The organism is Lentzea waywayandensis (assembly GCF_900115955.1).
In the GTDB taxonomy this organism is placed as follows: Bacteria; Actinomycetota; Actinomycetes; order Mycobacteriales; family Pseudonocardiaceae; genus Lentzea; species Lentzea waywayandensis.
The window spans coordinates 233678-252538 of record NZ_FOYL01000014.1; the positions used below are offsets into that span (position 1 = coordinate 233678).

The 18861-nt window shown below is 69.0% G+C and carries 20 protein-coding genes and 2 rRNA genes; 2 read left to right on the forward strand and 20 right to left on the reverse strand.

Features of this window, described 5'->3' with window-relative positions:
* Positions 1 to 22: 22 nt before the first annotated feature.
* From BM417_RS38945 to ald, 3 genes are read right to left on the reverse strand one after another with little or no spacing between them, the layout of a single operon-like run.
* On the reverse strand, positions 23 to 352 hold the full coding sequence (locus BM417_RS38945) for an ArsR/SmtB family transcription factor (RefSeq protein WP_093604879.1): 330 nt from the start codon (positions 350 to 352) through the stop codon (positions 23 to 25).
* Between the two features lie 24 nt (positions 353 to 376).
* Positions 377 to 1264: a site-specific tyrosine recombinase XerD gene (xerD, locus tag BM417_RS38950; protein ID WP_407656200.1), complete on the reverse strand. Its 888-nt coding sequence runs from the start codon at positions 1262 to 1264 to the stop codon at positions 377 to 379.
* Positions 1261 to 2331 (reverse strand): alanine dehydrogenase, encoded by a 1071-nt coding sequence (gene ald / locus BM417_RS38955; protein ID WP_093604881.1) that lies wholly within the window; start codon positions 2329 to 2331, stop codon positions 1261 to 1263. The genes xerD and ald overlap by 4 nt, the downstream gene beginning before the upstream one ends.
* Before the next feature lie 53 nt (positions 2332 to 2384).
* Between ald and BM417_RS38960 the strand changes: the two genes are divergently transcribed.
* On the forward strand, positions 2385 to 3008 hold the full coding sequence (locus BM417_RS38960) for an NINE protein (protein ID WP_093604883.1): 624 nt from the start codon (positions 2385 to 2387) through the stop codon (positions 3006 to 3008).
* A gap of 160 nt (positions 3009 to 3168) precedes the next feature.
* Here BM417_RS38960 and BM417_RS38965 read toward each other — a convergent pair whose 3' ends face one another.
* Genes BM417_RS38965 through BM417_RS38975 form a run of 3 tightly spaced genes read right to left on the reverse strand, consistent with a single transcriptional unit; the run spans position 3169 to position 5870 of the window.
* The gene (locus BM417_RS38965) at positions 3169 to 3564 is read right to left on the reverse strand and encodes a DUF2752 domain-containing protein (protein WP_218164704.1); all 396 of its coding nucleotides are present in this window, start codon (positions 3562 to 3564) and stop codon (positions 3169 to 3171) included.
* A gap of 9 nt (positions 3565 to 3573) precedes the next feature.
* On the reverse strand, positions 3574 to 4191 hold the full coding sequence (locus tag BM417_RS38970) for an NUDIX domain-containing protein (RefSeq protein ID WP_177320848.1): 618 nt from the start codon (positions 4189 to 4191) through the stop codon (positions 3574 to 3576).
* Entirely contained in the window at positions 4188 to 5870 is a 1683-nt protein-coding gene (locus BM417_RS38975) for a CTP synthase (protein ID WP_407656201.1), read from the reverse strand. The genes BM417_RS38970 and BM417_RS38975 overlap by 4 nt, the downstream gene beginning before the upstream one ends.
* A 177-nt stretch (positions 5871 to 6047) precedes the next feature.
* Here BM417_RS38975 and BM417_RS38980 point away from each other — a divergent pair, with 177 nt between their 5' ends.
* Positions 6048 to 6731 carry a hypothetical protein gene (locus BM417_RS38980; protein WP_218164705.1) on the forward strand — a complete coding sequence of 228 codons (684 nt, stop codon included), beginning with the start codon at positions 6048 to 6050 and terminating at the stop codon, positions 6729 to 6731.
* Here BM417_RS38980 and BM417_RS38985 read toward each other — a convergent pair.
* The 14 genes from BM417_RS38985 to BM417_RS39050 all read right to left on the reverse strand — a co-directional run.
* Complete coding sequence (locus BM417_RS38985; RefSeq protein ID WP_093604887.1) at positions 6728 to 7666, reverse strand: copper transporter; 939 nt, start codon at positions 7664 to 7666, stop codon at positions 6728 to 6730. The two genes, BM417_RS38980 and BM417_RS38985, sit on opposite strands and share 4 nt — an antisense overlap.
* A complete protein-coding gene (steA, locus tag BM417_RS38990) occupies positions 7663 to 8847 on the reverse strand; it encodes a putative cytokinetic ring protein SteA (RefSeq protein WP_093604979.1) in 1185 nt (394 codons plus the stop codon). Before steA ends, BM417_RS38985 begins: the two co-directional genes overlap by 4 nt.
* A 62-nt stretch (positions 8848 to 8909) precedes the next feature.
* Complete coding sequence (locus BM417_RS38995) at positions 8910 to 9350, reverse strand: hypothetical protein (protein ID WP_093604889.1); 441 nt, start codon at positions 9348 to 9350, stop codon at positions 8910 to 8912.
* Positions 9347 to 9778 (reverse strand): hypothetical protein, encoded by a 432-nt coding sequence (locus BM417_RS39000; protein ID WP_093604891.1) that lies wholly within the window; start codon positions 9776 to 9778, stop codon positions 9347 to 9349. Before BM417_RS39000 ends, BM417_RS38995 begins: the two co-directional genes overlap by 4 nt.
* The gene (locus tag BM417_RS39005) at positions 9775 to 10383 is read right to left on the reverse strand and encodes a hypothetical protein (RefSeq protein ID WP_093604893.1); all 609 of its coding nucleotides are present in this window, start codon (positions 10381 to 10383) and stop codon (positions 9775 to 9777) included. Before BM417_RS39005 ends, BM417_RS39000 begins: the two co-directional genes overlap by 4 nt.
* Entirely contained in the window at positions 10376 to 10981 is a 606-nt protein-coding gene (locus BM417_RS39010; RefSeq protein WP_143138995.1) for a hypothetical protein, read from the reverse strand. Before BM417_RS39010 ends, BM417_RS39005 begins: the two co-directional genes overlap by 8 nt.
* A 72-nt stretch (positions 10982 to 11053) precedes the next feature.
* Positions 11054 to 12835: a DNA repair protein RecN gene (gene recN / locus BM417_RS39015; protein ID WP_218164706.1), complete on the reverse strand. Its 1782-nt coding sequence runs from the start codon at positions 12833 to 12835 to the stop codon at positions 11054 to 11056.
* Positions 12836 to 12930: 95 nt separating this feature from the next.
* Entirely contained in the window at positions 12931 to 13821 is an 891-nt protein-coding gene (locus BM417_RS39020; RefSeq protein WP_093604897.1) for an NAD kinase, read from the reverse strand.
* Entirely contained in the window at positions 13818 to 14615 is a 798-nt protein-coding gene (locus BM417_RS39025; RefSeq protein ID WP_093604899.1) for a TlyA family RNA methyltransferase, read from the reverse strand. The genes BM417_RS39020 and BM417_RS39025 overlap by 4 nt, the downstream gene beginning before the upstream one ends.
* Before the next feature lie 6 nt (positions 14616 to 14621).
* The gene (locus BM417_RS39030; RefSeq protein WP_407656202.1) at positions 14622 to 14789 is read right to left on the reverse strand and encodes a hypothetical protein; all 168 of its coding nucleotides are present in this window, start codon (positions 14787 to 14789) and stop codon (positions 14622 to 14624) included.
* A gap of 4 nt (positions 14790 to 14793) precedes the next feature.
* Entirely contained in the window at positions 14794 to 15588 is a 795-nt protein-coding gene (locus BM417_RS39035; protein ID WP_093604903.1) for an HAD-IIA family hydrolase, read from the reverse strand.
* Positions 15585 to 18257 carry a hypothetical protein gene (locus BM417_RS49540; protein ID WP_177320849.1) on the reverse strand — a complete coding sequence of 891 codons (2673 nt, stop codon included), beginning with the start codon at positions 18255 to 18257 and terminating at the stop codon, positions 15585 to 15587. The genes BM417_RS39035 and BM417_RS49540 overlap by 4 nt, the downstream gene beginning before the upstream one ends.
* 92 nt (positions 18258 to 18349) lie before the next feature.
* Positions 18350 to 18466 (reverse strand): 5S ribosomal RNA (gene rrf, locus BM417_RS39045).
* Positions 18467 to 18555: 89 nt separating this feature from the next.
* Positions 18556 to 18861: ribosomal RNA gene (locus BM417_RS39050) — 23S ribosomal RNA — on the reverse strand; the annotation flags it as partial.

The following is an 18861-nucleotide window of genomic DNA, read 5'->3' on the forward strand; positions in this document are numbered from 1 at the left end:
GCCGGTGTTTGTCAAGACTGACTTAGACCGCGACATCCGTTCGTGTTCGCCGATCGGCGGCGGAGAGCACCACGTCCAGCAGGCCTGGAAAGAGATGGTCCAGGTCATCGCGGCGCAGTGACACCCACCGTTGATTACCTCGGCATCGTGTCCGGGTGATGCCCGCTTCGCGTAATACCCGCAGATGCTGGGAAAGGGTCGACTTCGCTACGTCGACCTCGAAAGCCCCGCACAGCCTCTCGCCGCTCAACTGGATCTGGCGCACGACCGCGAGCCTTGTCGGGTCACTCAGCGCGTGCAGCACGGCGGCTAGATCAATGGCCTGTGGGGACGGCTCGTCCAAGTTCGGCACCTGCCCACCGTACCCGTGGAAGCCTCATGTTCCAGTGGCTCGAGGGTGTGCAGTTGCGTAGACCTCCCTCAAAGTCGTAACGGTTACCAGTGTGTACACCTGAGTGGTCGTAACCGATGCGTGCCCAAGGAGTTCTTGCACCACCCGAACGTCAGCACCCCCTTCGAGCAGATGGGTGGCGAACGAATGCCGCAACGTGTGCGGGGACACGACCGCGGTGATTCCAGCCTGCTCCGCGGCGGTCTTCAGAACGGTCCACGCGCTCTGCCGGGAGAGCCTTCCGCCACGTGCATTCAAGAACAATGCAGGTGTGCCACGCCCCTTCGCCGCCACCGCGGGGCGTGCCCGGACAAGGTAGGCGTCGACCGCCGCCAACGCCGGCCGCCCGACCGGAACCAGCCGCTGTTTCCCTCCCTTCCCGTCCAGCAACACCGTCCGCTCGGAAGCGTCGATGTCGTCCACGTCCAGCCCGACGACCTCGGAAATTCGCGCTCCCGTCGAGTACAGCAGCTCCAGCAGAGCTTTGTCCCTGAGGTTTCCCACAGTGTCGAGGAGGGTGAGAACCTCATTGATGGGTAATGCTTTCGGCAGCCTCTTCGGCGGCGACGGCGGATGCACAGCCCGTGCGACGTCTTGTGGCACAACGCCTTCACGGTGCGCAAAGCGATGCAAACCGCGCACGGCGACCAACGTCCGTGCGGCAGACGACGCCGCGAGCCCGCTCTCGCGCAGCACGGCCAGGAACTCACTCACCTGAAGCTCCGTCACCGCGCCCAAATCCGTGACACCCAAGGACTCCAGGTGTTCGGCGTAGCGGCGCAGGTCCCGGGTGTAGGAGTCGAGCGTGTTGCGGGCGGTGCCGCGTTCCACGGCGAGGTGGTCGAGATAGGTCGCCACCAACTCTGCAATCACGCCAGCCCTTCCAACACGATCTCTCCAGCACGCGCGTTGACACCCTTGGCGAGCGCCGGGTCATCCGCGACAGCACGATCGAAACCCTTGTCCGCCAACGCGATGACATACGGCAGCGTCACGTTCGTGAGCGCGTACGTCGACGTGTTCGGCACGGCACCGGGCATGTTCGCGACGCAGTAGAACACGGAATCGTGCACACGGTACGTCGGCGCGTCGTGCGTCGTCGGCCGCGTGTCCTCGAAACAGCCGCCCTGATCGACCGCGATGTCCACGAGCACGCTGCCGGACCGCATCCGCGACACCAGGTCGTTGCTGACGAGCTTCGGCGCCTTCGCACCGGGCACCAGCACGGCCCCGACGACGAGATCCGCCCAGCGGCAGGCCTTCTCGACCTCGTAGGCGTTCGACGCGATCGTCTGCAGGTGCCCGCGGTAGGTGAAGTCGATCTGCCGCAACCGGTTGACGTTGTTGTCCAGCACGATGACCTCGGCCTGCATGCCGACGGCCATCGTCGCCGCGTTCATGCCAGCCACGCCCGCGCCGATCACCGCCACCTTGCCCGCGGCGACGCCAGGAGCACCTCCCAGCAGAACGCCACGCCCGCCCTGGGCTCGTTCCAGGCAGTGCGCGCCCACCTGGGCGGCCATCCGCCCGGCGATCTCGCTCATCGGCGCCAGCAACGGCAACGACCCGTCCGCCAGCTGCACGGTCTCGTAGGCGATGGCCGTGATGCCGGACGAGGCGATCGCCGCGGTGCACGACGGCGACGCCGCGAGGTGCAGGTAGGTGAACAGCACCTGATCACGGCGCATGCGGTGGTACTCGGGCTCGATCGGCTCCTTGACCTTCAGGACCAGGTCCGCGGACCCCCACACCTCGTCCGCCGAAGCAGCGATCCGCGCACCGGCGGCCACGTACTCCTGGTCGGGGAACGACGAGCCCGCGCCGGCGTCGCGTTCGACGACGACGGAGTGCCCGCGGCGCACCAGCTCGACCACTCCGGCCGGTGTGATCGCGACCCGGTACTCGTGGTTCTTGATCTCCTTTGGGACACCGACCAGCATCGTCGCAGCGTATTCCCGATATCGATCTCCTGCATCGGATAACGTGGCCAGCCGTGTCAGAAGCATTCGGGCCTGAGCAGCAGCGCATCGGCAACCAGCAGCGCGAAGAGGCGATCACCGCGCTCAACGACCACTTCGCGATGGCGCGGCTCGACATCGGCGAGTACCAGGAACGCGTGAACCGCGCGTCCGGCGCGCAGAGCTACGTCGAGCTCGCGGAGCTGTTCCGCGACCTGCCGCAGCCCCACCCGCCGTTCCTCGCGCCGCCCTCGGTGCCGTTCACCGCCGTGCCCCCGCCGCCGCCCGGCTACGCGCCGCAGCCCACCCAGCCGTACTACCCGCCGCCCACCGGCCCGCAGCCGCAGTACGCGGTCCCGCCGCCCGGCATGGTCCCGCCTCCCGGAATGATTCCGCCCGGCTACGGCAACCCGGCCGCACCGTACGGCTTCGACCCGATCACCGGCGTGCCGCTGTCGGACAAGTCGAAGATCGCCGCGGGCGTGCTCCAGCTGTTCCTGGGCAACCTGGGCATCGGCCGCTTCTACACCGGCCACGTCGGCATCGCCGTCGCCCAGCTGCTGACCTGCGGTGGCTGCGGCATCTGGTCGTTGATCGACGGCATCATCATCCTGGTCAACGGCGGCACGGACGCGCAGGGCCGCAAGCTCCGCGACTAGGGCCTGTATCGAGGTCTGGTTCGATGAGAGTCGCGCTTGAGGTGGTTCCTGGTGGTGCGGCCGAATGGCCCGCATACCGGTGTTGTATGTGGGTCGTTCGGCCGTGCCACCAGGGGCCGCCTCGGGCCCGGCTGTCGCGGACCAGACTTCGATACAGGCCCTAGATGCCCGCGAGGTTCCGTCCCACGCCCCACACGGCGGCAACGACGAGAACGGCGACACCGACCGACTTCGGCACGGATCGCCGTTCGCCAGTCCAGCGATCTCGCGTCCACCGCGCGAACAACCACACGGCCAGAGGCACGCCCAACGCGAGCAACACGGCGTTGAAGTGGAACGCGCTGACGACATCTCCGTGCAGCAGCGCGTGAACCATGCGCGTGGCACCGCACGCGGGGCAGTTCAGCCCCGTCAGCCAGTTGAACGGGCACTTCGGCAGCAGGTTGCCCGGCTTGTTCGGATCGACGAACTGGAGCAACACCACGCCCGCGCCACCCAGCGCGAGAACGCCGAAGGGTGCCTTCATCCGTGCGAAGGCACCCTTCAACGTCTGCATGAGCCCAACCTACTTCTTGCGCGCGGCGAACCGGGTCGGCTTGTCGCGGAACGGTGCGCCGGCCGGACGTGGCTCCGCCCGTCCCGCCAGCACCTCACGCGCCGCGAGCAGCCCGGCGACCGCCGACGAGTTCACGATCTCGCCCGCCAGCACCATCCGCACGGCCTCGTCGAGCGGGAAGCGGTGGATCTCCAGATCCGCCTCCTCCTCGCCCTGCACCTCACGCTCCACTTCGGACAGCTCGCGCGCCAGGTACACGCGCACGACCTCGTCGGTGAAACCGGGCGACGCCGCGGTGTCGACCAGCGTGTCCCAGCGCGCCGCGTCGAGCCCGACCTCCTCGGCCAGTTCCCGGCGCGCGCCGATGACCGGCTCCTCGCCGTCGTGGTCGAGCAGCCCGGCCGGCAGCTCCCAGAGGTGCCTGCCCAGCGCGTGCCGGTACTGGTGGATCAGCACGACCTCACCGGCGTCGTCCACGGCCACGACCGCGACGGCGCCCATGTGCTCGACGATCTCGCGCTTGGCCGTGCCGCCACCGGGCATCTCGACGTCGTCGATCCGCAGCGCGACGACACGTCCGACGTGCAGGTCCTCGCTCGAGACCGTCCGGAAGTCGTGACGGCTCACTTGGAGGCACCCGCGGTCAGCGGCAGCCGGTCGGCGACCCGGTAGTCGATCGCGGCCTTCACGAACGCCGCGAACAGCGGGTGCGGCTTCGTGGGACGCGACTTGAGCTCCGGGTGCGCCTGCGTGGCGGCGTAGAACGGGTGCACGTCCGTCGGCAGTTCGACGAACTCGACCAGGCGGCCGTCCGGCGACAGGCCGGAGAACACCAGACCGGCGTCGGCGAGCTTGCCCCGGTACGCGTTGTTGACCTCGTAACGGTGGCGGTGCCGCTCGGACACCTCGGTGGCCCCGTACGCGTTCGCGACCACCGACCCCGGCGTCAGCTTGGCGACGTACGCGCCGAGGCGCATCGTGCCGCCCATGTCGCGCTGACCGGCCACGACGTCCTGCTGGTCGGCCATCGTGGAGATGACCGGCGTGCCGCCCTCTTCGAACTCGCTGGAGTTCGCGTCCTCGATGCCCGCGAGGTTCCGCGCGGCCTCGATCACCATGCACTGAAGGCCGAGGCACAGGCCCAGCGTCGGCACACCGCGCGTGCGGGTGTACTTCAGCGCGCCGACCTTGCCCTCGATGCCGCGCACGCCGAACCCGCCGGGGATCAGCACCGCGTCCATGCCGGACAACGCCCGTGCCGCGCCCTCGGGCGTCTGGCACTCGTCCGACGGCACCCACTTGATCTCGACCTTGGCGTGGTGCGCGAAACCGCCGGCCCGCAGCGCCTCGGTGACCGAGAGGTAGGCGTCGGGCAGGTCGACGTACTTGCCGACCAGCGCGATCTTCACCGTCTCGGACGGGTTGTGCACCCGCTCCAGCAGGTCGCCCCACACCGTCCAGTCGACGTCGCGGAACGGCAGGCCGAGGCGGCGCACGACGTAGGCGTCGAGGCCCTCGGAGTGCAGCACCTTCGGGATGTCGTAGATCGACGGCGCGTCCACGGCCGCGACGACGGCGTCGGTGTCGACGTCGCACATAAGGCCGATCTTGCGCTTCAGCGCGTCCGGGATCTCCCGGTCCGCACGGCACACGATCGCGTCCGGCTGGATGCCGATGTTCCGCAGCGCCGCGACGGAGTGCTGCGTCGGCTTGGTCTTCAGCTCGCCGCTCGGCGCCAGGTACGGCACCAGGCTGACGTGCAGGAAGAAGACGTTGTCGCGGCCGACGTCGTGACGGACCTGGCGAGCGGCCTCCAGGAACGGCAGCGACTCGATGTCGCCCACCGTGCCGCCGACCTCGGTGATGACCACGTCCGGCGTGACGCCGTCGGCGTCCGGCTCGGCCATCGCCCGGATGCGGCGCTTGATCTCGTCGGTGATGTGCGGGATGACCTGGACCGTGTCGCCCAGGTACTCACCTCGCCGCTCCTTGGCGATCACCTCGGAGTACACCTGACCGGTGGTGACGTTGGCCTCGCCGCTCAAGTCCCGCGAGAGGAACCGCTCGTAGTGGCCGATGTCGAGGTCCGTCTCCGCACCGTCGTCGGTCACGAAGACCTCGCCGTGCTGGAACGGGTTCATCGTGCCGGGGTCCACGTTCAGGTACGGGTCGAGCTTCTGCATCGTTACCCGCAGGCCGCGCGAGGTGAGCAACTGGCCGAGACTGGAGGCCGTGAGCCCCTTGCCCAGGGAGGAGGCGACGCCCCCTGTGACGAAGACGTGCTTGGTCGTACGTGCCTGCTGCACCAACGGGGCTCCCGTGAAAATCGTGGGGGCCGAATCCCCCTATCCACGGGCCATAACGCTAACACGCCGACGGTCACTCAGCGCACCACGACCCGGCAGATCACATCACCCGATCGGCGCAGTGAGGCGTTTTCCCGAACTCCCACGGCACGCGCCGGGATCAGGAATCGTTGTCACGTGACCTTCGACGTGGCAGGAAACGCCGCACGAGCCATGCACGACCGTTCGGCGGCGTGGCGCTTCATCGAGGGTTTCGCGGCCGCGTGGGCCGAGCCGCTGGAAGCGCAGGACGGCTGGAACCGGGCGGATCTCGCCGCCACCGAGGAGCAGCTGCTCGTCCGGCTGCCCGAGGCGGTGAAGGAGGCGCTGGCGCTGTTCGGCAAGCGTCCCGACCTGACCAGCAACCAGGACCGCCTGCTGACGCCGTCCGAACTGCGCGTGGTCGACGACGTCCTGGTGTTCCGCGCCGAGAACCAGTGGGTCGCGGCCTGGGGCGCGGTGCTGGACGGCGACGACCCGGAGGTCCGGATCAAGCTCGACCTCGTGGACAGGGCCGAGGAGCGCTGGGACGCGTGGCTGCCCCGGTTCTCGCTGGCTTGCGTGGAGATGGTGCTGTCCGAGTCGCTGTTCCGCGACGGGGCCGACACAGCGGACAGGGAGACGTCCGAGGCGGACGTCTCCCTGCTCGAAGATCACTTCGCACTGCTGCCGCTGCACAGTCCCGGCACCCGCTGGTTCGCCGCGGACGACCTGGTCGTCCGCGAGGACGACCGCCAGTGGCTGTGGGCCCGCGCCCGCACGCCGGACGCGCTGGAACAGCTGTTGAAGGCCCTACCCGGCGAGTGGACGACCGAGCACTAGCCTGCCGTGCCGGGCGAGGACGCCTCCGCGTTGCCCGCGACGCCGTAACGGCCGGCGCGGCCCTCCAGCTGTTCGCGCAACGCCATCACCACGACGACCTGGCCCGCCGGGGTGTCGGAGTTGTCCACGGTGGACAGGATCGACGTCGCGGCGGTGTCCGCGCGGACCACGCCGATCGCGCCAGTGCCGTTCGCGGAGCCGTTCGCGCCGGCCAGCACGACACCTGCACCGGCCCGGTCGAGCTGGGTGGCGAAGCGCGCGACGGTCGAGGCCCGGTCCGCGGCCGAGTCACCGATAGCGGCACCACCGGTCAGCACGATCGCGAGCTGCGCGGGCTTCACTCCTGACGTCGCCTTCACGAATCCCGCGTTGGTGAGCCCGGAGAGCGCGGACGCCGTCTCGTCGGCCGTGGCCTGCGGCTCGTTGTTGGACGAGTTGAGCAGCAGCAACGCTCCGAACAGGCCGCCTGCGCGGGTGCCGGGGTCGGCGGCGGTGGGCAGCTGGGAGCCGGCGGGCTGCAGCCGTGCCACGAGATCGCGCAGCTGGTCGCCACGGGACGGGTCGGCGAACGCGTCGGTCAGCTGGATCTCGCCGGTGACGGTGGCGCTCGCGGACTTCAGCAGCCCGGCGAGAGCGTCCCGATCGGACGGACGGGCGTCCGAGGTGGTCACGATGACGACCGTGCGGTCGGTGAGCCGGTCCTTGACCGCCAGCGGGCCGACGGACGCGGCGAACTTGTCCGCCTCGGTCAGCTTGGCGTTCAACGCGTTGCGGTCGTTCTGCAGGTCGTTCACCTGCTGTGCCAACGAGTTCTTCTCGTCGCTCAGCCCGGAGAGCAGCCTTCCGCTGATCGCGGTCGACCCCAGCACGACACCGACCGCCAGCGCGAGGAACACCGCGGTGATCGAAACTATGTGGTAGCGCAGCGTGATCACGAGAGGAACCCCTTGAACCAGTTGACGACGGATTGCCAGCCGTCGACCACGATGTCGACGTAGACGTGACCGACGCCGGACACCGCGAGGGCCGCCGCCATGGCGACGATCGCGGCGGTCACCAGCAGGACGATCACGCCCAGCGAGACCCGGCTGCGGTGCAACGTCGCGACGGCCTCCCCGTCGACGAGCTTGCTGCCGAGCTTGAGCCGGGTGAGGAACGTGGAGGGGTTGGAACCGGAGTGCCCGCGGTCGAGGAACTCGCGCAACGTCGCGCGCAGCCCCACCGTCACGACCAGGGACGCGCCGTGCGCCTCGGCGAGCAGCAACGCGAGGTCCTCCGCGTTGCCGGACGCGGGGAACGTCACCGCGCCGATGCCGAGGTCCTGGATCCGCTGAAGGCCGGGCGCGTGGCCGTCGGTCTGCGCGGGCACGACCACCTCGGAGGCCGCGCGCAGTGACGCGGTGCCGATGCCGTCGGGGTCGCCGACGATGATGTCCGGCTTGAGCCCGGCGTCGTGCAGCGTGTCCGCGCCGGTGTCGACGCCGATCAGCACCGGCCGGTACTCGCGGATGTACTTGCGGAGCTTGCGCAGCTCCTCGGCGTGCGACGGCCCGCCCGCGACGACGAGCACCTGCCGGTCGCGCATCGGCACGTACACCTCGGGCACGCCGACGCCGTCGAGCACCAGCGCGCGTTCGCGGCGAAGAAACTCGATGGTGTTGGCGGAGAACGCTTCCAGCTGCGCCGACATGCCGGCCTTCGCCTCGATCATCGCGTCGGCGATGCTTTCGGCGTTCTGCTCGATCCCCTTGGCGAGCTCACGTTCCCCGGCGTACACGACTCCTTCGTGCAGCCGGATCTTCGTGCCTTCCTTGATCTCCCGCAGCGCGACGGCGCCGACGTTGTCGATCAGCGGAATGCCGGCCTCGATCAGCAGTTCCGGGCCGAGGTTGGGAAACCGCCCGGAAATCGACGGCGACGCGTTCACGACACCGACGACCTCGGCCGCGACGAGCGCCTCGACGGTCCGCCGATCGAGGTCGACGAGATCCATCACAGCGATGTCACCGGCACTGACGCGCCGCACCAGGTCGCTAGCGCGCCGATCAACCCGCGCGACGCCCGTGACACCGGGAAGTTCGTGGTTGGTGCGGCTCAGCAGCCCGGAAAGCTTCATGAGCCGATAGTGACCCACGGTGCGCACGCGACAGGTGAGGCACGCCGGGCATTTCTCGCTGGTCAGTCGTCGGGGTGAACTACTACGGCTCCAAACGCGAGAACCACCGCACTTATGAGCACCCAAATACCGTTGCCGAACCCGGCTTCCAACGCCGGATCGATGGCGATGTTGCCCTCCTCGTGAAAGCTGATCGCGTTCAGCAAATACACGAACAACATTCCGGTGACGCCCGCCAACCCGGCGGCCCCGGCAAAGGCGACTTTCCGCCACCGAACGCCCACCAGAACCACGGCGGCCATCACCACGATCGGGATGCCGAACAACGGTCCGTGCTCATCCTTGGCACCACCGAAGTGCGTGCTCCACCCACTGGTGACGTAGGCGGTCTGCTGCTGCCCGGGAGCAAGCCGGATCAACAACTCCGAGAACGGCAGGAACGTGGCCCCGACAGCCGCCACAGCGGCGAGCCCGAGCAGCACGACGCCAAGGACCTTCCTCACGCCGCCTCCCGTTGCACGGCAACAGCTCCCACGAGCCCGACCAACGTCCCCACCACGAGGAACACCAGCCCGAACCCGACCGCGAAGTCGCCTTGCTGCTCAAGAGCGTGCCCACGCTCCGACACCACGAGCGCCGAGACGATCCCCACCGCGCCAAGCTGCCCAACCGCCCCGGCCAGAGCCGCGCGGTTGATCCAGACCCCGGCGACGAGCAACAAGATCGTCACCACCACAGGCACCCCGTACCAGGGCGAAAGCTCTCCGGAGGGCCAGTCCCCCGGCTTGTTGAGAACATCGGTCCCCCAAGCCCGGACCACGACCTCAACGCCACCGGCGTACGCCGTCGAGTACCACGGCAACACCATCGCCGTAGCGCTCAGCACCACTCCGGCCGCGATCAACGCGATGGCCGTAGGTCTCCCGATCACCGGGTCTCCCGCTCGTCGTCGTCAGGAATGGCAATGCCGAAGGGAGGCGTGTCGTCGTCGTTGCCGAGCTGGTGCACGACCACCCCGTCCCCTTCGTCCTCGTCCTCCACCACCGGCTCGGAACTCCTCCGCTGGGCGAGCCCCGCGCCCACGAGCCCGGCGACGGCCGCGATCACCAGGAGGTAGAACCCGTCGTGGTAGAGCAGCTCGTCCTTGCTGGAACCTCGCGGCGGCTGGGAGTCGATGAGTTCCTGCAACTCCCACACCTGGAACACGTAGAGGAGCACCACCCCGGCCAGCGCCCCAGCCCCGCCCATGGCGAGTGGCCGCCCGACGAACGCGGTCTCCTGACGCACCAGCAGCACCACGGCGACAGCCATCAGGATCGCCGAGATCATCACAGGCCACCCGGCAGCGAAGAACGCGGGCTGCTCGGCAGGCCCGTCCTGCGGGTTCGACGTGGTGATCCACAGCGTCGAGGTGGACCGCAGATCAGTCCCGAATCCCTTGTAGACAGTGCTGAAGACGTCCTGGAGCGACGCGACGACCGACACCACCGCCGCCAGCGTCAGCAGCACCCACGCGATCTTGCGGCGATCAATCACTCTTGGGCTCCACGATCACCGGATACCCGTACGGCGGTGTGTCGGTGTCGTCCGCCTCGTCGTCGATCTGATGGATGACGACTCCCTCAGCAGTCCCCTCGGCCTGAACCGCCCGAGGCAACTCCTGGTGCAACACGGCGGCCACCACGGCCACTCCTGCCGCGACGATCAGCATGGTGACCCCGTCTCCCTGCGCCACCTCGATGGTCACCGGCGACTCGAGCTCGGCAAGCCTGTCGACCAGCCCCTGTACCCGAGTGACAGCGGACCAGGCCACCCCGGCCAGCAGGCCGGCCCCGAGCAACGACCCGACGCGGACAGCGGGAACCCGAAAAGCCAGCACCGCTGACAGCGCCATGATCAGCGCGGCCGCCACAGCGGGCTCCCCGAACTCCAGGGGCTCGAGCATCAGCACGTCGCGGAAGTCGTCCCGCTCGACCAGCCAGGAGGTGGCCTCGAACCGCAGGGTACGACCGTTGACCACGACCTGCACCGTGTAGGCGGACAAGAACGTGGCCGCCACACCCAGCGCAGCGGCAACGACCACCAACACGGCCCCGAACACCCGGCGCGTGGTCAAAGATCCGGTAACCGTCACACCCCCATCATGCCGAACAAGGTCACAAGGCGACCGCCCAGCTCAACCGCGATGACGAAGGCGAAGCCCAGGTCAGCCCTTCTTCTTCCGCCGCCGAACCACAGCGGCCGAGGACTTGTCGGCCTTGGCGGCAGCCAGCAACTCCTCGGCATGGGCCCGACCGGTATCGGTCGAATCCATCCCGGCCAGCATCCGGGCGAGCTCGACCACCCGCTGCGTCTCATCCAGCTTCCGCACAGCAGACCGCGTGAACGTCCCGTCGGCAGACTTGTCCACCACAAGATGCCGATCGGCAAACGCGGCGACCTGAGGCAGGTGGGTCACGACGATCACCTGGTGAGACCGGGCAAGCCGAGCCAACCGCCGCCCGACCTCGACCGCGGCCCGCCCACCGACACCGGCGTCAACCTCGTCGAACACCAGGGTGGGCACCGGATCGGAGTGCGAGAGCACAACCTCCAACGCCAGCATCACGCGGGAAAGCTCACCCCCGGAGGCCCCCTTGTGCACGGGCAACGCGGGCGCACCGGGATGCGAGATCAACCGCAGCTCGACATCGTCCACTCCGGACGACCCGGCGTGCAGAATCGACCGCCCCACAGCCAATGCCTGGGCATCCCCGGCCTCAGCGTGCCGAGGCCGAACCGCCAGCTCGACAGTGGCGTGCGGCATGGCAAGCCCGTCAAGCTCCTCGGTAACGGCCTTTCCAAGCTCCAACGCGGCCTCGACGCGTGCCGCGGTGACCCGCTCCGCCAACGCACCCAACTCGACAGCAAGCTCATCCCGCCGGGTGGCCAGCGAACTCAGGGCCTCCTCGGACGTGTCCAACCCGCCCAGCCGAGCCCGAGCATCAGCGGCCCAGGCGATCACACCGTCGATGTCGGCCGCGTACTTCCGAGTCAACGCCTTCAACTCGGCCTGCCGCTGCAACACCGACTCGAGCCGGCCGGGGTCAGCCTCGAGGTGGTCCAGATAGCCGGAGATCTCCGCACCGACGTCGGCCAGCAACGTCGCCGCCTCCACGAGCCGCGGCTCCATCTCCCGCAGCTTCGGGTCCTCGGAGACCGACAGTCGACGAGCAGCCTCGGAGATCAACCCGAGAGCACCAGGATTGTCGGGATCACCCTCGAGAGACCCGGACACGGCGAACTGCGCACCCTGAGCGGCCTCACGAAGCTGATCGGCGTCGGCAAGCCGCCGAGCCTCGTCGTGCAACTCGACGTCCTCACCCGGCTTCGGGTCGACGGCGTCGATCTCGCCCAGGCCGTGCCGCAGCAGGTCGGCCTCACGGGCGAGCTCACGCGAGCGCTCGGTGCGTTCCTTGAGCTCCGTGGAGACGCGCAGCCACTCCTCGCGGACGGCCTGGTACGCGCGCAGCGGCTCGCTCACGTCGTCACTCGCGAAGCGGTCCAGCACGGCGCGCTGCTCGGTCGGGCGCATGAGCCGCAGCTGGTCGTTCTGGCCGTGGACGGCGATGAGCTGCTCTGCCAGTTCGGACAGGACGCCGACCGGCACGGAGCGGCCGCCGACGTGGGCCCGTGAGCGGCCGTCGGCGCCGACGGTGCGGATCGCGATCAGCGACCCGTCCTCGTCGGCCTCGCCGCCGACCTCCTCCGCCACCTTCGCGGCAGGGCTGCCCGCCGGAGCCTGAAAGCGGCCTTCCACCACCGCTTTGTCGGCTCCGGTGCGCACCCGCGACGCCTCCGCACGGCCACCGCCGAGCAGGTGCAATCCGGTCACGACCATGGTCTTGCCCGCGCCCGTCTCACCGGTGACTACGGTGAATCCGGGGTCGAGTTCAAGGGTGGCCTCGTCGATCACGCCAAGGCCATTGATGCGCATCTCGGCCAGCACAGGGCGAACCTTACTTGTCGGGTCCGACATTTCCGGATGGGACCTTGCTCTGGGGGCACCATAGCCAGCGAGTGCCGACGCGCCGAGCGGCGCGGTCAGCCTGCCGATGGTCCCCGCCATCCCTTCACCGGCAGGGCGAACTTCTCGACCAGCCGGTCCGTGAACGGAGCCTGGCGCAGCCGCACGACCTTGAGCGGCACCGCGCCTTCCACGATCTCGATCCGCGCGCCCGCGGGCAGCTCGAACGTGCGCCGCCCGTCCGCGGACAGCGCCGCCGGGTGGCCCGACGAGTCGATCTCGAACGCCACGTGCGACTTCGGCGAGACGACCAGCGGCCGCGAGAACAGCGCGTGTGCGTTGCTCGGCACCACCAGGATCGCCTGCACGTCCGGCCACACGACCGGTCCGCCCGCCGAGAACGCGTAGGCCGTCGAGCCCGTCGGCGTCGCACAGATCACGCCGTCGCAGCCGAACGCCGACACCGGCCGGCCGTCGACCTCGACGACGACGTCGAGGATGCGTTCGCGGATCAGCTTCTCGACGGTGATCTCGTTGAGCGCCCAGGTCTGCGCGACCACGTCGCCGTTGACCTTCGCGACGAGGTCGAGCGTCATGCGCTCTTCCACGAAGTAGTCGCGCTCCAGCACGTGGCCGACGGCCTCGTGCAACGCGTCCGAGTCGGCCTCCGCGAGGAATCCGACTCGGCCCAGGTTCACGCCCAGCACCGGCACCCGCGCCGGGCGGGCGAGTTCGGCGCCGCGCAGCAGCGTGCCGTCACCGCCCAGCACCAGGACGAGCTCGGTGCCCTCGGCCGCGTGGTCGTCGGCGGGCACGACCTTGGTGCAGCACGACGGGCCGAGGTCACGCGCCTCGTCGTCGAGCACCCTCGTCGTGACGCCCCCGACCGCGAGACGGCCTGCCACCTGACGGGCGAGATCGATGTTGCTCTGGTGACCGGTGTGGACGACCAGCAGGACTTCCCTCATTGGGGCCCTTCTTCGACGGCGGTGCGCACCATCTCCTCCGCAGGGACGGGTTCACCCTTGCGAAGCCAGAGGAAGTACTCGACATTCCCGGACGGGCCGGGCAGCGGGCTCGCGACGACCCCGTGCACCGCCAGACCGAGTTCTGCTGCCGCCTTGGTCACGTCGAGCACGGCCTCGGCACGAAGCTCGGGCTCGCGCACGACACCGCCGGAGCCGAGGCGTTCCTTGCCCACCTCGAACTGCGGCTTGACCATGGGCAGCAGGTCGCCCTCCTCGTCGAGGCACGCGGCCAGTGCGGGAAGCACAAGCCTCAACGAGATAAACGAAAGATCGGCCACCACGAGTTCAACTTTGCCCCCGATGTCCTCGGGCGTGAGGGTGCGGACGTTGGTCTTGTCCTTCACCACGACCCGGTCGTCGGTCTGCAGCTTCCAGTCGAGCAGACCCCTGCCGACGTCGGCCGCGACCACCTGACGCGCGCCTTTGCGCAGCAGCACGTCGGTGAAACCGCCAGTGGACGCGCCGGCGTCGAGACAACGCCTGCCGGTGGGATCGATCTTGAAGCCCTCGAGCGCGCCGATGAGCTTGTGCGCACCCCTGGACGCCCAGTTCGGGTCGTTGCCGATGTCCTTGACGACGACCGCGTCGGAGGTCTCCACGGCGGTGGCGGGCTTCGTCGCGACAGTGCCGCGGACCTTCACGCGTCCGTCCGCGACGAGTTGGCTGGCGTGCTCACGGGACCTGGCGAGCCCCCTGCGCACGAGTTCGGCGTCGAGCCGCACCCTGCGAGGCACTGTGCATCACACCTTGTCGATGCTCGACAGCGCGTCGGTGAGCGTCGCGTGCACGGCGTCGAACCGCGCGACGTGCTCGTCGAGGGGAACGTTCTCGAGCCCGTCGAGCCGCTCCAGCACGCCTTCGATGGCGTCAGCCGGGTTGGGCGGCGGTCCGGGCAGGGGGTAGCTCACGGTCTTACGGTAGCCGATGGAGTACCGACAGGTCCGCGCCGACATACGTGGGCCTTTGCTCAGCCGGAAGCGCTTGCGCCTCTTGCTCCGTGGATACACCTGTGAGCACAAGCAGCGAGTCCATGCCCGCGTTGACCGCGCCCAGGATGTCCGTGTCGAGCCTGTCGCCGATCACCAGCGGACGGTTCGCGCCGAGGTCCTTCGCCGCCTGCTGGAGCAGCGGGGTGGCGGGCTTGCCGGCGACGAGCGGTTCCTGGTCGGTCGCGGTCTTCAGCGCCGCGACGAGGCTGCCGTTGCCGGGCAGGAGGCCGCGTTCGGTGGGCAGGGTGGCGTCGACGTTGCACGCCACCCACAGCGCGCCGTTGCGGATGGCCACCGCGGCCTCGGCCAGCTCACGCCAGCCGAGGTCCATGGACAGCCCTTGCAGGACCGCCACCGCGCCTTCGGCGGTGTCGGTCGGGATGAGTCCGCGCTTGAACACCTCGGCCTCCAGGGCCTTGGTGCCGAGCACGAGCACAGTGGATCGCTTCGGCAGTCGTTCGGCCAGCATGGCCGCGCCTGCCTGCGAGGAGGTGCTCACCTCGTCGACGTTCGTCTCGAACCCGAGCTCGACGAGGTGATCGGCCACCATCTGCGGTGAGCGGGAGGCGTTGTTGGTGACGTAGCGGATCCCGACGCCCTTGCTTCTGGCCGCCGCAATCGCTTCGGCTGCACCCGGCACGGCCTCGGACCCTCGGTAGACGGTGCCGTCGAGATCGATCAGCAACGCGTCGTACCTGTCGACCAACGTCTCGCTCACTGCTGCGGGGTCTCCTCCTGGGTCAGCTCGAACGCGCGCTCGGCGGCGTCCGTCTCCCCTTCGTCGTCAGCCTCGGCGGCGTTGAGGAACCACTTGACGGACTCCTCGATGCGACCGGCCGCGGCCAGGTTGTCGGCGTAAGCGTAGAAGAGCCGCGCGGAGTAGGGATTGCGCTGCCCCGGATCGAGGTCGGGACCCTGCAGGGCGACGACGGCCGCGTCGAGCTGGCCCATGTCACGACGAGCGCCGGCCGCGACGATGCGCAGCTCGATCTCGTCCTCCTGGCTCAGGTCCTTGGCCGCCGGGTCCTTGGCCAGATCGATGGCACGCTCCGGCCGGCCCAGGGCCCGCTCGCAGTCCGCCATGATCGCCAGGTGGCCCGGTCCGGGCATCATCCGGCGTGCGGCGCGCAACTCGCTGAGCGCCTCGGCCCACTCGTCCGCGAAGTAGGCGGTCAGACCCGCCGCTTCCCGCACGACACCGACGCGAGCAGCCTTGCTCCGCGCGTACCGCGCGTGCTCCAGGGCCAGCTCCGGCTCCTCGTCGATCAGCAGCCCGGCCGCGGCCAGGTGCCGTCCGATGATCTCCGCGAGACCCTTGGGCAGGCTGCGCAGCTCGGCCTTGATCTCCGGGTCGAGCAGCGACAGGTCGGCTTCCTCCGGCAGTTCGGGCCGTCCGCCACGGGGCGCGGGCGCCTCGTCGCGCGGCTCCGCGCTGTCGTCGTCGTCCTTCTCGGCCTGGGGCTCGTCGTCACGCTTCTCCGCGTCGACGTCGGCATCGCTGTCAGCAACGACCTTGGTCTCGGCAACCGCGTCCGCTTCGCCTTCAACGGCAACGTCGGCGTCAGCGGCCGGCTCACGACCGGCAGCGGCACGGGTGGCCGCGGCGCCGTCGCCCAGGCGGTACCCGGCGCGCTCGGCGGCGGGGGTCACCTCAGCCGAGGCGTCGCCGCCCTCGCCCGTGGTCTCCTGGTCTGCCTGACGCTCCTGGAAGCGCGCCGCACGCTCACGGCTGCGCTCGTCACGACGGTCGTCGCGCGGCGGGCCGGAACGCTCGTCGTCGCGGTGGCCGCCGGAATCGCTCTTCCGGTAGCCGCCACGGTCGTTCGAGTCGTCCTTGCGGTAGCCACCGCGATCGCTCGAACCCTGGCCGCGGTACCCACCACGGTCGTTCGAGTCGCTCTTGCGGTAGCCGCCACGGTCACTCGAACCCCGGTAGCCGCCACGATCGCTCGACTCGTCCTTGCGGTAGCCGCCACGGTCGCTGGAGCCCTGGCCCCGGTAACCACCGCGATCGCCGGAGTCGTCCTTGCGGAAGCCGGGACGGTCGCTCGAACGCGAGCCGCCACGATCACCGGAGTCGCTCTTGCGGTACCCACCGCGATCGCCCGAGTCGCTCTTGCGGAAGCCGGGACGGTCGCCCGAATCGCTCTTGCGGTAGCCGCCACGATCGCCGGACTCGCTCTTGCGGTAGCCGCCGCGATCGCCCGAGTCGTCCTTGCGGAAGCTGGGACGGTCGCCGGAGTCACTCTTGCGATAGCCGCCACGGTCACCGGAGTCACTCTTGCGGAACCCGCCGCGCTCGCCCGAGCCGGCACGGTCGCCGGAGCGGAAACCGCCGCGGTCGCTGGACTCGCTCTTGCGGTAGCCACCGCGATCGCCGGACTCGTCCTTGCGGAAGCCAGGACGGTCGCCGGAGCGCTCGCCCCGGTAACCACCGCGATCGCCGCCACGGTCACTCGAACCCTGGCCGCGGTAACCACCGCGGTCGTTCGAGTCACTCTTGCGGAAGCCGCCACGATCGCCGGACTCGCTCTTGCGGTAGCTGCCGCGGTCGCCCGAGTCGTCCTTGCGGAAGCCGGGACGGTCGCTGGACTCGCTCTTGCGGAAACCGCCGCGGTCGCTGGAACCCCGGTAGCCGCCACGGTCACCGGAGTCGCTCTTGCGGAAACCGCCGCGCTCGCCAGAGCCGGCACGGTCGCCGGAGCGGAAACCGCCGCGGTCGCCCGATTCGCTCTTGCGATAGCCGCCGGAGTCGTCCTTGCGGTAACCGGGACGGTCACTCGACTCGCTCTTGCGGTAGCCGCCACGATCGCTGGAACCCTGGCCCCGGTAACCACCGCGGTCGCCCGAGTCGTCCTTGCGGTAGCCGGGCCGGTCGCTCGAACCCTGGCCGCGGTAACCGCCACGGTCGCTGGACTCGCTCTTGCGGTAGCCACCGCGATCGCTGGAGCCCTGGCCCCGGTAACCACCGCGGTCGCCTGAATCGTCCTTGCGGAAACCGGGGCGGTCACTGCGGAAACCGCTGCGCTCACCGGAACCCTGTCCGCGATAGCCGCCTCGGTCGCCCGAGTCGCTCTTGCGGTAGCCACCACGCTCGCCGGAGCCGCCGCGGTCGCTCGAACGGTCGCCGCGGTAGCCACCGCGGTCGCCGGAGTCGTCCTCGCGGTCGCTGGAACCCTGGCCGCGGTAACCGCCGCGGTCACTGGAGCCGGCGCGGTTGTCTCGACGGTCGCCGCTGTTGGTGCGGTCGCCGGAGCCTTCACCGCGCTGAGGCTTACTGCTGCTGCTGAACTTGCGGTCGCCTGCTGGACGGCCACCGTCGGAATGGCGCGGTCGGTCTCCCTGGCCACGCTGACGGTCGCCGGGACGATCCCCGAACCTGGACACCAAATCCTCCTACTATGGACACGCTGAAAGGGGCCTGTGAGCGAAGCACTGTAATTGTGCCCCGCGATCACAAGCCCCTTCAGGGAAGTAAAGTTCGGCGGCGACCTACTCTCCCACACCGTAACCAGTGCAGTACCATCGGCGCAGAAGGGCTTAACTACCGGGTTCGGAATGGGACCGGGTGTTTCCCCAACGCTATAACCACCGAAACACTATGAAATTACAACCAGCAACCCCGCGGGGTCGCGATCGGTCCTGGTTGTTCTTCCAGAACCGCACAGTGGATGCGTAGCGTCTTTGTAACAAGTCCTCGGCCTATTAGTACCAGTCAGCTCCAACCGTTACCGGTCTTCCACCTCTGGCCTATCAACCCAGTGGTCTAGCTGGGGGCCTTAACCCACAAAGGGTGGGATACCTCATCTTGGAACGAGCTTCCCGCTTAGATGCCTTCAGCGGTTATCCCTTCCGAACGTAGCCAACCAGCAATGCTCTTGGCAGAACAACTGGCACACCAGCGGTCCGTCCGTCCCGGTCCTCTCGTACTAGGGACAGCCTTCCTCAAGTATCCTACGCGCGCGGCGGATAGGGACCGAACTGTCTCACG

Bases quoted from the DNA above. Each gene is read 5' to 3' on its own strand.
- ald (WP_093604881.1), bottom strand. From the start codon at position 2,331: ATGCTGGTCGGTGTCCCAAAGGAGATCAAGAACCACGAGTACCGGGTC.
- BM417_RS39020 (WP_093604897.1), bottom strand. From the start codon at position 13,821: ATGAGGGAAGTCCTGCTGGTCGTCCACACCGGTCACCAGAGCAACATC.
- BM417_RS38965 (WP_218164704.1), bottom strand. From the start codon at position 3,564: ATGCAGACGTTGAAGGGTGCCTTCGCACGGATGAAGGCACCCTTCGGC.
- steA (WP_093604979.1), bottom strand. From the start codon at position 8,847: ATGAAGCTTTCCGGGCTGCTGAGCCGCACCAACCACGAACTTCCCGGT.